Origin of the sequence: Sphingobacterium sp. BIGb0165, from assembly GCF_024810095.1 — a bacterium.
In the GTDB taxonomy this organism is placed as follows: domain Bacteria; phylum Bacteroidota; class Bacteroidia; order Sphingobacteriales; family Sphingobacteriaceae; genus Sphingobacterium; species Sphingobacterium detergens.
Genome location: NZ_JANUEB010000012.1, coordinates 111,663 through 127,143, shown reverse-complemented (window position 1 = coordinate 127,143; position 15,481 = coordinate 111,663). Strand labels below are relative to the sequence as shown.

At 39.0% G+C, this 15,481-nt stretch carries 14 protein-coding genes; 10 read left to right on the top strand and 4 right to left on the bottom strand.

Features of this window, described 5'->3' with window-relative positions; genetic code table 11:
- The first annotated feature begins 184 nt into the window (after window positions 1–184).
- From M2408_RS24885 to M2408_RS24875, 3 genes are read left to right on the top strand one after another with little or no spacing between them, the layout of a single operon-like run.
- Window positions 185–718 (top strand): RNA polymerase sigma-70 factor, encoded by a 534-nt coding sequence (locus tag M2408_RS24885; protein ID WP_120259890.1) that lies wholly within the window; start codon window positions 185–187, stop codon window positions 716–718.
- The gene (locus M2408_RS24880; protein WP_259187267.1) at window positions 715–1,842 is read left to right on the top strand and encodes a FecR family protein; all 1,128 of its coding nucleotides are present in this window, start codon (window positions 715–717) and stop codon (window positions 1,840–1,842) included. The genes M2408_RS24885 and M2408_RS24880 overlap by 4 nt, the downstream gene beginning before the upstream one ends.
- 1 nt (window position 1,843) lies before the next feature.
- Complete coding sequence (locus M2408_RS24875; protein WP_259187266.1) at window positions 1,844–3,571, top strand: carboxypeptidase-like regulatory domain-containing protein; 1,728 nt, start codon at window positions 1,844–1,846, stop codon at window positions 3,569–3,571.
- A 156-nt stretch (window positions 3,572–3,727) separates the two neighbouring features.
- Here M2408_RS24875 and M2408_RS24870 read toward each other — a convergent pair whose 3' ends face one another.
- The 4 genes from M2408_RS24870 to M2408_RS24855 all read right to left on the bottom strand — a co-directional run bounded on the left by M2408_RS24870 (window position 3,728) and on the right by M2408_RS24855 (window position 6,311).
- Complete coding sequence (locus tag M2408_RS24870) at window positions 3,728–4,180, bottom strand: KTSC domain-containing protein (RefSeq protein WP_259187265.1); 453 nt, start codon at window positions 4,178–4,180, stop codon at window positions 3,728–3,730.
- A gap of 54 nt (window positions 4,181–4,234) precedes the next feature.
- A complete protein-coding gene (locus M2408_RS24865; RefSeq protein WP_223584702.1) occupies window positions 4,235–4,456 on the bottom strand; it encodes a VF530 family DNA-binding protein in 222 nt (73 codons plus the stop codon).
- A gap of 86 nt (window positions 4,457–4,542) precedes the next feature.
- Window positions 4,543–5,061 carry an NADPH-dependent FMN reductase gene (locus M2408_RS24860; RefSeq protein WP_223584701.1) on the bottom strand — a complete coding sequence of 173 codons (519 nt, stop codon included), beginning with the start codon at window positions 5,059–5,061 and terminating at the stop codon, window positions 4,543–4,545.
- Window positions 5,062–5,171: 110 nt separating this feature from the next.
- Window positions 5,172–6,311, bottom strand: a complete 1,140-nt coding sequence (locus M2408_RS24855; RefSeq protein WP_259187264.1) for a hypothetical protein — start codon at window positions 6,309–6,311, stop codon at window positions 5,172–5,174.
- Window positions 6,312–6,418: 107 nt separating this feature from the next.
- Here M2408_RS24855 and M2408_RS24850 point away from each other — a divergent pair, with 107 nt between their 5' ends.
- The 7 genes from M2408_RS24850 (at window position 6,419) to M2408_RS24820 (ending at window position 15,477) form a co-directional block, all read left to right on the top strand.
- The gene (locus M2408_RS24850; RefSeq protein ID WP_120259897.1) at window positions 6,419–6,976 is read left to right on the top strand and encodes an RNA polymerase sigma factor; all 558 of its coding nucleotides are present in this window, start codon (window positions 6,419–6,421) and stop codon (window positions 6,974–6,976) included.
- 182 nt (window positions 6,977–7,158) lie between these two features.
- Window positions 7,159–8,262: a FecR family protein gene (locus tag M2408_RS24845; protein WP_259187263.1), complete on the top strand. Its 1,104-nt coding sequence runs from the start codon at window positions 7,159–7,161 to the stop codon at window positions 8,260–8,262.
- A gap of 103 nt (window positions 8,263–8,365) precedes the next feature.
- On the top strand, window positions 8,366–11,707 hold the full coding sequence (locus tag M2408_RS24840; RefSeq protein WP_259187262.1) for a SusC/RagA family TonB-linked outer membrane protein: 3,342 nt from the start codon (window positions 8,366–8,368) through the stop codon (window positions 11,705–11,707).
- Window positions 11,708–11,719: 12 nt separating this feature from the next.
- Window positions 11,720–13,315 (top strand): SusD/RagB family nutrient-binding outer membrane lipoprotein, encoded by a 1,596-nt coding sequence (locus tag M2408_RS24835; RefSeq protein WP_259187261.1) that lies wholly within the window; start codon window positions 11,720–11,722, stop codon window positions 13,313–13,315.
- 70 nt (window positions 13,316–13,385) lie between these two features.
- Window positions 13,386–13,868 (top strand): hypothetical protein, encoded by a 483-nt coding sequence (locus M2408_RS24830; RefSeq protein ID WP_259187260.1) that lies wholly within the window; start codon window positions 13,386–13,388, stop codon window positions 13,866–13,868.
- A gap of 240 nt (window positions 13,869–14,108) precedes the next feature.
- Complete coding sequence (locus M2408_RS24825) at window positions 14,109–14,666, top strand: RNA polymerase sigma factor (RefSeq protein WP_257092241.1); 558 nt, start codon at window positions 14,109–14,111, stop codon at window positions 14,664–14,666.
- Window positions 14,656–15,477, top strand: coding sequence for a HEAT repeat domain-containing protein (locus tag M2408_RS24820; protein ID WP_259187259.1), 822 nt, complete (start codon window positions 14,656–14,658; stop codon window positions 15,475–15,477). Before M2408_RS24825 ends, M2408_RS24820 begins: the two co-directional genes overlap by 11 nt.
- Window positions 15,478–15,481 lie beyond the last annotated feature (4 nt).

The following is a 15,481-nucleotide window of genomic DNA, read 5'->3' as shown; positions in this document are numbered from 1 at the left end:
GGGACGATCGTACATATTGATATATGACCTCAGGTATAGAGATAGCGTGTAATGGCTGGTTATTAGTAAGTTGATGGAGGGCTATTATCAGTGAGAAAAAAAAGTAAAAAATAAATAAGGGTAATGACTACTTGTGTTGTCTTAGTATAAAGTAGATTGTTTAATCAAATGGTAGATTTGGCCAATGTCGGAAAATAAAGAAAAGAATTTCGAGCAGCTTTTTCGAGCGCATTACAAGGAATTGCATCGTTATGCTTTTAGATACTTGGGGGATAGTGATGGTGCTGAGGAAGTCGTACAGCAAGTATTTCTGAGGTTATGGGAGAAAGATTGGGAAGAGCAGATTCATACTTCGCTGAAAGCTTACCTCTATCGTGCTATCTATAATGAGAGCATGAATGTCCTCAAAAAGGAACAACGTAAGTTCAAATATCAGTCTTATGAACAACATAGACAGGAATGGGAGCCTGCGGTGGATGAAAGCAGTAAGGACTTGGATAAAAAACTAAGGGTAGCCTTGGCTGAACTGCCCGAAAAAAGCAGAACGGTGTTTGAGCTGAGTCGTTTTCAGGAGATGAAATACAAGGATATTGCAACAACATTGGATCTTTCGATAAAAACAGTCGAAGGACATATGAGCAAGGCCTTGCGTCATCTGCGGGTTGAGCTTATGGATTATTTAACATTGATTATTTTCTATCTTATCTATATGCTATGAATAAGGAACGACTAGAAAGATATATCGTTGGGGAAACTAACGAAGCAGAGAATAATTTGGTACAGCGCTGGTTGGAGGAAGATCCTGACAATAAAGCGGAATACCTAAAAGTAAAAAATGTATTTCTATCTTATCTATATGCTATGAATAAGGAATTGCTAGAAAGACATATGGTCGGGGAAACGAATGACGCTGAGCGTATGATCGTAGAGGAATGGTTGGAAAAAGACGCTAATAATAGGGAGGCATATTTGCAAATGAAAAAGTTATGGGATAGTCTACCTAAACCCCTGGAGGTTCCAGAAGTGGATGTGGATAAGGCTTGGATGGGTTTTAAAGTTGTTAGGGACAGGAGAGCATCGGAAGCTACTGAAATCCCCAACAGGAAAACACACCTGATCCAATGGAATTGGTGGGCTGCGGCGAGCATTTTGTTGGTCTGCATGGTGGGATTCTATGTATTTGACCGTTCACAGCGAAAAGAAATGCATCTTGCTAGCCAAGAGGCAGTACTTCAAAATTCACTACCCGACGGGTCTATGGTGACACTCAACAAAAATACGGAGTTAGCTTACTCAAGCAGCTGGAGCAATAAAAACAGAAATGTGGAATTGAAAAAAGGAGAGGTGTTTTTTCAGGTGCAAAAAGATAAAAAGCATCCTTTTGTGATCACGACAGGTAATACGAATATAACAGTCCTAGGGACAAGTTTTAATGTGCGTCGCATTCTCAATGCAACGGAGGTCATCGTCGCTACGGGCTTGGTCAAAGTGGCCTATGCAGATAAAGAGATTTTCCTGCGGCCTGATCAGATGCTGACGATTAGAGATGCAGATACCATGAAAGTTGAAAAGAAACCCGTTCAGGATAAATTCTACAAATACTATGTGGACCGTGAGTTTAATTTTGAAAATACACCTTTAAAGAGGGTTGCTGAGGTACTTAGTCATGCATATGACTATAAGGTTATAATAGACGATCCTGCTCTTGAAAAAATACCATATACAGCCGAATTTAAACAAAATAGTTTGGCAGAAATACTCAAGGTGATGGCAAAGAGCTTGGACTTAAAGATTGAGGTTCGGGGCAAAGAAATCCACTTAACAAGTAATAAAAAGCAATAACATGTTTTCGAAACAAAATTGTACAGATAGCATCATGATACTATTTTTTATAAAGCGAATCAGGTTTTATATCCTATTCTCTCTGCTATGCTCCTTTCATTTGGGGCTAGCGCAGCAAAAGCTTGCCGCGGAAGTTCAAATGCCCGCTTTCTCTAAAGCAACAGTTGGCGAAGTCTTTCAGCTACTAAAGGAACGGCAAGATGTATTGTTTTCCTTCAATGGAAATATTTTACAGATGGATAGTGTCATTTACCCCAGGGCTTATAAGGGAAATTTATATGATTATCTCGATGGGATTTTGGGTAAGGAGTATAGCTTTAAAGAATTAGGGAAACATATCATTGTTCAATATACGCCGCAACGGATGTCCGTTGATTTTGAGGTACAGACCCCGAGGAAAGACAAGGTTGTGATCACAGGGTATATCAAAAATATCCGAACCAATAATCCGATATCCAATGCCAGTATTTTTGACCGAAGCGCTTTACTATCTACGTTAACAGACAAAAATGGTTATTTTGAATTGGATGTCAAGAAAAAAAGTAATCTGATCGCAGTGAATGTGAGTAAGGAGATGTTTCGGGATACCAGTGTAATGGTTATTTTTCCTATTGAAGCAAAAATAGGAGACAAAAAGAAACGGCAATACGGTTATTTCGAAGGCTATGAAGAAGATCATGGCCTTTATAAGTCTTTTTTTGGACGGATATTCCTGTCTCCTGCCCAACAGATACAGAGCATGAATCTGGGTGGTATGTTCTTGTACAGTCCCTATCAAATATCTATGACACCGGGACTAAGTTCACACGGCTTTATTCGTTCACAGATTGTCAATAAGTTTTCATTAAATATTATCGGTGGTGCAACCGCCGGAGTGAAGGGCGTTGAGCTCGGGGGTGTATTCAATATCAACCAATATAATATGCAGGGATTCCAGGTGGCGGGGGTATTTAATACTGTCGGCGGTAATGTAGGTGGGGTACAATTAGCGGGGGTAGGCAATCGGGTTTTTGGAACCGTTAAAGGTGTTCAGGTTGGCGGGGTATTGAACAAGGCTGATACGGTAAGGGGTGTACAGATCGCTGGTGTCGCTAATACCGCAAAGGAAGCTATCGGAACAACCCAATTAGCTGGTGTATTAAACAATAGCAGCGGAGATGTGGGCATCCAAATAGCGGGTATTGCAAATAAAGCGAAAAAAGTAAAGGGATTTCAGCTAGCAGGAATAGTTAATATTGCCGATAGTAGTGATTACCCGATCGGTCTGTTAAATCTAATCAAAAACGGAGAAAAAAATCTGTCGTTGGCCATAGATGAGGATAGCTATCTTTCGTTGCAGTTTCGTTCCGGAGGTCGGGTACTCTATAGTGTCTTATCTATCGGAGTGGCTCTTGGCAACGATGGTCCTGCGAAATATGCCTTTGAAGCAGGATTGGGTGCTGTACTGTTGAATAAGTCCAAGTTTGCACTCCGCACGGAAATTACCACACGTAATCATTTAACGGAAAAATTTAAATCATTGGACAATCATCAATCTTCCTTTCGTGTGATCCCAGCATATAAATTGACCGATGCGTTATCGATATTTGTGGCACCAAGTTTCAATTATGCTGAGCGTGATGAAGATGCTGTATCAGGCGGTGGTACCCAATGGAAAGCCTGGGGAAGAGACCGTACGAGAAATACGTTTTATGGTGGTGGGACAGCGGGGTTAATGTTAAAATTATAAAACTAAAACTATTTGGGTTGTACAGCTGTTATATTAGTAGCTTTTAAACATTTAACATTTTAGATAAACGCCCTTTGTTATTTCAACAAAGGGCGTTTATGTGTTAACTGGTCTATATACCAGTATGTATCTTTGAGTTGTAAATCTATATTTTAGTTATGCAACAACTGTAGCGGTCTTCAATACATTCCGATACGGATAGGAGTGGAAAATATGTCTACGTGCAAATCGTCCCAAAGAATCGGCATTGACAAATTTTACATAGTCATTGCGTTGGACGCCAAAGTATTCATATTGACTGCCATCGTGAAAGGTGATCGTCAATATCTGGGCTTTCCAATCAATATCTTGAATACCTGAATTCGTGATTGTCTCTGTATAGATCGGTAATTGTTGTTCAATTGTCTCGGGGCAGATGCTTACCAAAAAATGATAAGCTTCAATCATTTCTACACTCTTTTGTTCAGCAGCCAAACGACCTTCTTCGTCATTGACAAATTTATCCGGATGACATTCTTTCATGATCGTCCGGTAAGTGGATTTTAGGGTTTTGAGATCCACTGATTTATCCACATTTAACAACTTACGGTAGTCGGCAATTTTTTTCATGGCGGCAAAGATATGCTTAATAATCAGATTATTTGCATTATCCTAGAAATAAGATTATTTTTTACCTAAGGTTTTTACATAGAGCTGTTCAACCTTCTCACGGGCCCAGGGTGTTTTTCGCAGAAAAGTTAGCGAGGATTTAACACTCGGATTTTCATTGAAACACCGGATGGATATCCTTTGTCCCAGTTCTTCCCATCCGTAATATTCCACTAAATACTCGATGATTGTATCCAACCGTTTTCCGTGTAATGGATTATTGACTTGTTCTTGCATGTTGTAAAGTTAGAAATCTTTATATACTTTATAATAACTTTTTATTGTGTTGTTATACCATTAAGCTTAATCCAATGGTATTTTAACTAAGAGTTCTTGAGCTGTTCTGCAAGCAAATCAAGCTGTTGATCGAGCTTTTCATCCCAGATATTTCCTACTGCATCAAGTTTTCCTTTCACGCCCTGAATAAGAAGGTTCCTTTCGGGATCAAGTTGAGCACCAAGTCCCTGCATAATACGTTGTAGCTCGGCATGGCCCGTTTCGCCCTGTGCTGATGCGGTAATAATACTGACGGGTTTTTCTGTAAAAATGGTCGTTGCTGCGCACCATTCGAGTAGATTTTTTAATCCGCTTGGGACACTGAAAATGTACTCTGGACTGCTGATCAATACCAGATCTGCATCCTGAATGACCTGGCGCAAAGCGATGATTTCGATTGGCGGACGGGATGTACTTTCCTCAGGGTCGAAATGTGGCAGTTCCTTCAGGCGGTCAAAGAGAATAAGATTGACCTCGGGGTTTACTTTATGTTGGAGATGACGTACGAGCTGATGATTAGATGAATGTTCGCTTGCGCTGCCTATTATCGCGAAAATGGTTTTCATTGAATATATTTACTTGCTGGGACTAAAGACCCTGATTTTTTAATCTATTAATTTGCTGACACTTCCATGTCAATTTTACGATGTAAGATTTTGAAGCGACTAATTTACGATTATAGATCCATACGGTTGACATAGTTTTTTGCCTGAAGGTAATTTTTCCGCTCTAGAAAAAATAACAGTACAGTGGGGTACAGCGTGAAAATATGGCTACTATCGAACCTGTTTTTATGTCCCGACAATAGGACCTCACAGATAATCATGACCAAAACAAATAGAAATAGATTGAGTATAATAATTGCTTTTAAATCTCTTTTTCGCGCAAATTGATACCGAATGAAACTGGGATAATCGATCGTCATAAAGGCAAGTTGCGCGAGTAGGAAGGTGATTATTCCGACAAGAAAAAAGACACCCTGGTTAGTATAGGATTGAGTGATTAGCGATTCTAAAGTGATGAAATCTGCGCGGAAATAGAAAAAACAGACGATACCAAGCAAGATAAAAAGTGAAAACTTATAACCTCTTTTTTCCATTTGGATCAGATTGGTTAATCTATTCAGCGTATCAAACAATTTGCAGATGATGGCAGTGATGACCAAACATACAATACTGTTGATCTGAAAAGTGCCAAAAAGGTCAATGATATCATCCTCTGCGTCTGTCTGTAAATAAGCTCTTCTAATAATAAGAAAGAGACAAAAAATAAGGTTATAAATAGTCGCGTAAAAAGAGACACGTTGTAACATTAGAAGTTTTCGATCTTTCTTGTGTTGTTCAGCCTGTATTTCAGCTGCTTCGTCAATAGAAATAGCCTTGTGTTGTAAATTGAGTTGCTGTGGGCTATCAGGTCCTACACTGGGAGGATTTGAATGAACGGTCTGGATTTCAGCTATACCTGATACCCGTTCGGAATTGGTTGGTTTCTCAGGATAGGCAATAGGTTCATCAATTTTTGGGTCAACGATTTCGGCCTCTAGTACTTCTTCATTTTCCTGATGAAATTTTTGTGGTGTCAAATAGTGAATAGACTTCCGGAGCAAAAAGATAATAATCGCGATCCAGGCCAATGCAAAGACAGTAATAAATACCCATTTCATCATCAATAAGCGGATGCATAGGTAAAGTATTGGCGTGATTAAGTAGGCCAAAATTCCTTTCGGACGCATTTTTCGATTATCTTTAAGCCACTTCAATACATAGTAGTTCAGTACAATACAGATAAATAGGGTGATTATAATTTCTGACCACATACAAATAACTATACCTAAAGATAAAAACTTTTTCCTTTTACGGATTAAGTTTATACTTTTGGAAACAGGGACGTAAAATAGCTTGAATACAGATTATATGCTTTGTTATGAGAAATAAAATGGGGTACCGCCTGTTGTGGGAGCGTATTCGTACGGGGGACGAGGCTGCATTTTTTGATCTGTATGGGGCACTTTATCAAGAACTTGTTAATTTTGGAATCCGTACCTGTGGGGATACTGATTTAGCAAGTGAAGCGACGGATCAGGTTTTTGTCAAGATCTGGGAAAAAAGAACGCAGCTTGAACGCGTTGAAAATGTACAGTCCTACCTTATTACCTTTCTAAAAAGACGTATTCTACGCCTGATCGAAAAGCAACATAAAATTAATACTGCGCTTCAGAATGTAAAAGCGGAGGATGAATGGATTGAGATGCCTTATGAAGAGTTTGTAATCAAAGTGCAAACCAATGAGATTATTCAGATCCGTTTGAAAGAAGCACTGGAGAAGTTGTCTTTTCGCCAAAAACAATTGGTCAATCTAAAATTTTTTGAAGGTTATTCGTATGAAAAGATCTCTGAAATCACGCAGATGTCTGTCAAAACAGCGTATAATACGCTCTACGATGCGCTAAAAATATTGCGGGAGGAGCTGAAGGACATTTAATGATAGCAGAGATAATCAATGTTACAGGGTAATAATAGCCTATTCGTTGCGTATTATACCTCATTTTTTTTGTGTTGTTTTTTAAAATAAACAATCTGATTATCAGTATTTTGTAAAATATTTTGTTTTTTTCTTAGGAAAAAGACCTCTTCTTGGGCACTATAGGGTAAATACCCATTAGAATGAGCCAAAAAGATTATAAACAGTTAGAAGATTTTTTGATTGACGATACTTTTCAAAAGTACTGTTCTGGAGAAGATAAAAACTGTATCCTTTACTGGCAACAATACTGCTTAAATCATCCAGAGCAGGTCGAAATGATCCTAAAAGCAAAACGTCTTTACCAAATTTTGGTCGGAAACCGAAAATCTATCCATGAACAGATGGAGAGATTGAAGACTGACCTCCAAAATACGCCAATTGAATCTGCACCTATCCGCCAGATTACATGGCAAAAGTGGGGTGCTATTGCTGCGGTATTTGCTGCTTTGGTCGGGGGCGGATTATGGTACTATTCACGTCCGACGAATGCTATTGCCCCACAAACGATAACAAACGTTGGTCAGGTGTATCAGACAAAGAAAGGTGAAAAGAAGACCTTTGAGTTAATTGATGGCAGTACTGTTACCCTCAACTCAGCAAGTAAATTGGAGCTGTCTTCGGATTTTAATGGTGAATTGCGCTTGGTAAGGTTGGTCGGTGAAGGTTATTTTCAGGTCGCAAAGAATAAAGAAAAACCATTTATGGTGCAGGCTTCTGATTTTGATATCAAAGTTTTGGGAACAACCTTCAACGTGAAAAGTTATCCCGAAGAACCAACGGCGGAAGCTCTATTGGTGGAGGGGTCTATTGAGATGAAAAGCAAAGGACAGCGCGAGAATTCCGTTGTTATTAAGCCAAATCAAAAAATTACAATATTTAAAAACCAAACTGAGCTTGCGGTAAATGTAAGTAAAGGAAATAAGCCAACCTTAAGTAAGTTGCCCATTAAGGAAATTGCAATCGAAAATATCCCTGTAGTGGAGTCAAATACCACCGAAATACCAGATATCGCATGGAAAGAAAATAGATTGGAAATCGTGGACCAAGATTTCGAATCTTTACGAAGAACCCTGGAGCGCTGGTATGATGTGGATATTCAGCTTCAAAGTGAAGAATTGAAAAGTTATCGCTTCACGGCAACCTTTAGCAAAGAAAATATTACTCAGGTACTGAGTGCTTTACAAAAAGTCGAACCATTTAAATTTGAACTATATGGGAAAAAAATAACTATCTCAGAAAAATAAAAAGGATGGTGGACCAACACCATCCTTCATTGAAAAAATGATTAACCAAAAGCAGCAACATTGGGGCGTGCTGCTTAATATTAATTTTAACCAACACTAAAATATGATTAAAAATTGCTTATTGCAAATGCGCAATGGATATATTGTGCATTTTAGATTCATTATCCGGATGAAACTAGCCTTAATTATGACTACGTGTGCTGTAATCAATGTTTCAGCATCTGTATTTTCCCAACAAAAAGTGTCCTTGGATGTTCAAAAAACAAAACTGAGCAAGGTACTTAAACTGATCGAAGAGCAAAGTGATTATTATTTTGTCTATAATTCGACAAACGAGAATTTAAATAAAGAAGTGTCTGTCAATGTCAATAATACGAAGGTATTGGACGTGTTGGCGAAGCTTTTCAATAAAAGTGGACTGGCTTATTCAGTATCCAAAGAAGGACTTGTTGTGGTCAGTCAACAACAACAAGTTGTCGTTTCGGGTACGGTAACAGACGATAAAGGGAATCCGTTAGCGGGAGCCAGTGTACGTGTTAAAGGTACTGCTGTAGGGCGGGCGACCGATATTAATGGACGGTTTTCCATCGACGCCGCTACCGGCAATACGTTGATCGTTTCTTTCGCGGGCTATGCATCGCAGGAAGCGGCTGTAACTAAAGATGGCGATATGAAAATCATCTTAATCGAAGACAACCGCATGTTAAACGAGGTGGTGGTGACAGCATTGGGTATGAAAAAAGAAAAACGCTCTTTGGGGTATTCGGTGACACAGGTCGCAGGAGAATCTTTGACTACAGCACGTGAAAATAACGTCATGAATTCACTTGTCGGAAAAGTAGCAGGTTTGGATATTAGTTCAACTTCTGGTGGTGCGGGAGCAGCTTCGAATGTAACTATACGCGGTGTTTCCAGTCTGAATCAAACAAATCAACCCTTATATGTGATTAATGGAATACCTATGGAGAGTAAGCCGGTAGGTATAGGTAATGCGAATACTAAAGGAAACGCTGGCAGTCAGTGGGACAATGCCCCAGATTTAGGTGATGCAATCAGCAATATCAATCCTGACGACATCGAAAGTATTTCGGTATTAAAAGGGGCTGCGGCTTCAGCATTATATGGTTCGCGGGCAAAAGCAGGTGTTATTTTGATTACAACAAAATCTGGGAAGGGGAATTCGATAGATTTTAATAGCAATTTCGTAGGAGAACAAATTATAGATAATACCAACTGGCAAACTGTATATGGCCAGGGTGCTAATGGCGAGAAGCCAAATACTCAAGCGGGTGCCGCTCAGGTTGGTGGTTCCAGTTGGGGTGCGAAGTTGGATGGTACACCAGTTGTGCAATTTGATGGAAAGGAAAGACCATATTCGTTACAGGAGGGAAATCTTAAGAGGTTTTATAGAACAGGTTCTACATGGACAAATACTTTGGCATTGAACAAATCTTTTGAGGGTGGTTCAATCCGTCTATCAGGAACAGACGTAAATAATAGATCTGTTGTACCTAATTCGGGTCTTAAGAGGCAGTCTTTCAATTTGGTCGGATTGTTTGAGCCACTTAAAGGTTTGACTGTTGACGCACGTTATAATATGATTTTAGAGCAGGTGAAAAACCGTCCGATGGTATCTGATGGTGCTGGAAATGCCAATTATAACGCAATGTTTTTACCGACAAGTATTAATATCAATGATTTAAAACCATGGAAAGGTGCTGATGGCAATGAGATTCTCTATAACGCTGGTAATGTTTATGCAACTAACCCTTGGTTTGCTGCAAATGAATTTATCAACAATACCAATCGGGATCGCTCTATCGCTTCCGTAACTGCAAAATACACAATGAATAATGGCCTGTTTTTTCAGGGACGCGTGGGACGGGACGGATATTCCGATCACTATAAGAATGTAGTTCCCTCAGGTGCGGGATATTACCCAAGTGGAAAGATTGCGGAGCAAGAAACAAAATTTGCGGATGTCAACACAGATATATTGATTGGCAAGTCTTTTGTACTAGGAGATTATACATTGACCCCCAATATTGGAGCGAGTTACAGAAATACGAAAATCAAACAGACCACGAATTTAGGTACGGATTTCGCCATATTTGGTGTGTATAATATATTAAATGCAAAGAATAAGTCTGTTGGTTATCTTGAGAGTGAATCAGAAACACAATCCACTTATGGTACATTGGAATTTGCCTATAAAGATGTCGCTTATTTGACCGGAAGTTTACGATCAGATTGGTTTTCTACTTTAGCAACACCCGGATTTGACAATAAATTGAATTCTGTGTATCCGGCTGTTTCGGGTTCATTTATCTTTTCAGAATATTTAAAACCATCCTGGTTGAGTTATGGAAAGTTGAGGGCCGGTTTTGCGCAAGTGGGACAAGCTACAGATCCATATCAAACCTTGTTAACTTATAATTTTAGGAGCGAAACGCTGAACGGACAACCATTGGGAACAATTTCAAATGCAAACATTCCCAATTCTTCCTTGAAAGCTTCAACAGCAACAGAGTTGGAAATTGGAACTGAATTACGTCTTTTCAATGATCGCGTGAATTTAGATCTTACTTGGTATAATAAAAAGTCAAAAAATGAAATTTCGTTTATAACGACACCTTCTTCCAGTGGTTACACCGGTGCTGTGTTAAATGCGGGTGAAATGCAAAATAAGGGGTTTGAGGCATTAATTTCAGCAACAATTCTCAAATCAGAAAACTTTAAATGGATTTCTTCATTGAACGGTTCATATAATGATAATAAAGTATTGTCTTTGGCCGAGGGAATGGATGAGCAATCTGTTGCAACTTCACGCTCAGGAGTAGGCTATTTAATGAATCGGGTAGGGATGCCTGCTTTCCAAATTATGGCATTTGACTATAAATACGACGATAATGGCAATATTGTTAAGGCTGATGATGGCTCTCCTGTACGTGGTGATTTAAAACCTTATGGTTCCGCAATGAACAAATGGTTTGCGGGCTGGAACAATGAATTCAATTATAAACGCTTCAATTTTTCTTTTTTGATTGATGGAAAATGGGGTGGAAAGCTGTTTTCAGGAACGGATTATTACGGATATATTGCTGGATTACATCAAGAAACAGTAGCAGATCGCGAAAGTTTGGGCCGTACAGCAGCAACCTACTATACCAATACTGCAAACAATGTATCGAAGATATTTGTCAACAATGCTGATTTTGTTAAGCTACGTCAAATTGTTGTGGGATATACTTTCCCATCCAATTTATTTAATAACAAGATTAAGGCGATAACAGTTAGTGCTGTAGCACGAAATCTTTGGATAATTATGAAAAAGACAAACAATATTGACCCTGAATCAAGTTACAATGCTACTTTTCCAGGTTTGGAACTCGGTGGTGTTCCTGCTGTACGTACGTATGGTGTTAATTTAAGTGTTAAATTTTAATTGCAAATAATCATGAAAAGATATATAAAACCAGCATTTGTTAGCTTGGTTACAGTGGCTTCACTCATTGTAAGTAGCTGTACAAAAGATTTTGAAAAAATAAATACAGACCCAATTTCTTATAGCAAGGATAATTGGGATCCTAATTATACATTTAGTTCTGCTCAATTGTTTTATACAGGAAGTTTTGATTTTGCCTATGATACTTGGCGTGGAAATTTAATCTATTCGGCTACAATGATGCAGGGTTTGTCTACTGTAGTAAGTTATTGGGCAGGAGATAAATATATGTTAAACGAAAGTTATACGGCAGCTTATTGGGGCAATGGAACTGTCGGCGCCTATATTGAGCAGGTTAGAAATATTGTTGACGTTGTAGAGTTTACAAAAGATAAACCAAAATATGCAAATCTTCATCATGTCGCAAGAATTTGGAAGGCGTTGATATTTGCCCGTTTAACAGATCTGTATGGTGATGTTCCTTATTCTGAGGCAGGTGTGGGATTTTACAATAAAATCTATAAACCAAAATACGATAAACAACAAGACATCTACAACGATCTATTGAAGGAAATTGAAACGGCTACTGCAGCCTTAAAAGATGATGGTGATAAAATAACCGGAGATGTTATCTACAAGGGCGATATTGCGAAATGGCGGAAATTTGGGAATTCACTTTTGCTCCGGACAGCAATGCGCTTAGTGAAAATAGATGAAGCCAAAGCCAAAGAATATGCCCAAAAGGCAATTGGGAAGACGATGACCAACAATGCGGATAATGCCTTTATCTTGCATGATGTGTCTGGTTCCCGGGTTACCCAGAACCGAAATAGCCAAGTACTCCTCGGCGATGGTGGACAGGAAAACTATTATGTAAAATGGTCCAAGACTTTTATTGATTATTTAAAATCAAATAATGATCCACGATTGAGAAAGGTTGCGGTGACTCAACTATACTTGTCTGAGAAAAGCAAAGATCAAAATGCTGGGTTTATAACTGATCCAGCAAAACAAAAAGGTATGCCTAATGGTAAGGATCTTGGATCCAATCCATTGTATAATATCAACGGAGATCCGAGCTATACTACTTTTCCAGATTATTCATCTCCTAATCCCAATATGGTTAAACGAACAGGTGCTACATTTATTTTAACCTACGGTGAGTCCGAGTTACTTCTAGCTGAGGCTGCACAAAGATGGGGAATAGGGGGGAGTGCTAGTGATCATTACAACAAAGGGGTTAAAGGTAGTATAACTTTCCTCGATCAATATGATGGTTCAATGGCAATCAGTGAAGCGGATGCAGACGCTTATTTGAAGGCACATCCATTTAATGTTGCGGAGGGGTTGAAGCAAATAAACACACAGTATTGGGCACATACGATCACAATGCTTGATTTTTATGAAACTTGGAGTAACTGGCGTAGAACAGGCTTCCCAGTGTTAACTCCTGTAAATTATCCAGGGAATGCAACTTCTGCCACTATTCCACGTCGCTTTCCTTACCCTGCAAATGAAGCGGCTATCAATGGAGAAAACTATAAGGCAGCCTCTTCAGCAGTACCTGGAGGCGATAATCTCGCTGGTCGCGTTTGGTGGGACAAATAATCACAATGGTTTGTTTTTTATGAGGCTGAACTTTCGTAGTTTGGCCTCTTTAAACCCTTTATAAAATACTATGAACCTAAAAAATCAAATTTTACTAATCGTGGCCTTGCCATGTATTGCTCTTTCCTGTAATAACGCAGTTGATAAAACGAAAGAAAATGAGACCTCAAAAAACAAAACATTGACCGGAACGTACAGACTCTTAGAGGCTAAAACTATCAAAGGGAAAGATACGGTGACTGCATTTACTGATACAAGTAAAACCGAAATGTTTAAAATGTTTAATGAAGATCATTTTTCATTTTTCAATCATGATAAGGAAAAAGGGAAAGGAAAGGAACCTCATTTTATTGCGGGGGGCGGAACTTATTCTTTTGATGGTAAAAAGTATCAGGAGCGATTGCAATACTGTAGTCTACGCGATTGGGAAAGTAAGAAGTTTGATTTTGAATTGGAATTTAAAGGGGACACACTTGTCCAACATGGGGAAGAGAATTTGCCCGAACTGGGGGTAAAACATACGATTATTGAAACTTATCTGAAAGTGAAATAAAAGCGCTCTTATTGAGGAGTTCACAAAACTTCATTAAGTATATTTTGTTAATGCAAGCACCCACGGTATTTTCCATGGGTGTTTTTTTGTGGATTTAAAACCTAAAAAAGCATATTTATTACTGCTCACAAATAGCATGTTATTTATTTTAGAAAAAAAATAAAATTAAATTGCAACATTTTCCAAAACGATCCGACTATACAATAGAAACATAGGAATTAACAGTATTAAATAGTAAACGTGCAAAACCAACTTAGCGATAAAGATTTATTAGCGATGTGCCAATCCGGTAACGAGTCGGGCTTTGCACAACTCTATCATCGCTATGCGAAGAAGATTTTTAACTCGATCTATCGGATTTTGTCAAATCAGGAGGAAAGTGAGGATATTTTGCAGGAGACTTTTGTAGAGTTTTTCTCAAAATCAGATAAATGGCAGGCGGTACTTAGTGTTGAAGCTTGGTTGAGAAGGATGGGTGTGAATAAGGCTATTTCTCTTTTACGAAAAAATAAACAGTATTATACACCTATTGATGATCTGGAAATCCAGGATGAAGGCGAAGATGAACTGTTGGAAAAGGAGTGGCGAGAATGTCGGCTTACTGATTTGGAATCAGTCATTGATCAGCTGACCGGGATACCCAAGATGGTGATCAATCTGTATCTTTTTGAAGATATGAGCCACGATGAAGTCGCGGAATCTTTGGGAATGACAGCGGTAGCGGTGCGGAGTCAATACCATCGCGCCAAAAAGAAAATTTACGAACAATTGAAGGAGAGGTATAATTATGCGGGATAATTTGAAAGATTTTGTGAACGCCAATCGGGATGCATTTGACCGTAAAGAACCGTCAGCGGATTTATGGAATAAAATCAGACCACAGGTTGTTCCTCCGGTACAGGAAAAGAAGATTAAACCTTTGTGGCGATGGGCAAGTATTGCGGCAGCTACATTATTGGTCGGATCTGCGGCTTTTGTCATCTTAAATCAGGAGAAAAAGGATGATCATATGGGCAGAGTAGCAGATTTGAAATCTGTCCCTGTTCAAAAAGAGCCAGTGGACATCCTGCGCCCATCTCAACAAGAGGTAGCAGTAGAAGCTGGTCAGAAGGAACCGATACGGTCAATACAGACGATGACAAGTACGCAAAAAATGCATCGTGCAGTTAACAGAACGGCGCAAAAGGTTACTGTAGATAAGAAAGAAGGGCTTGAAAAAGATTATATGCAAATGCTTCAGGACTCTGTTTGGGCAAGTACACGATTAGCAGCCGTACTCGCACTTCAAAAACAAGGAAATCTGAAAGCGGATGCAGCACAAGCATTAGAGAAAATAGCCGTTTCGGATGAGAGCAGTAATGTGCGTATGGCAGCGATTGAGACCTTGTTGGACGGAATGACACCAGAAGTTAGGCAACAAAAGGTTCAGGACTTTTTTGTCGCACAGAATGATCCTACATTACAGGTTGAGCTGATGCAGATGATTGCACAAAGAGATGAACCGGAAATAAAAAATAGTACAAAGGATAAGCTGAACGCGATTGTAGAGGATCCCTTTACATTGAAATTTGTAAAAGAACAAGCTTATGCGGTACTGTTGCACCAATAGAACA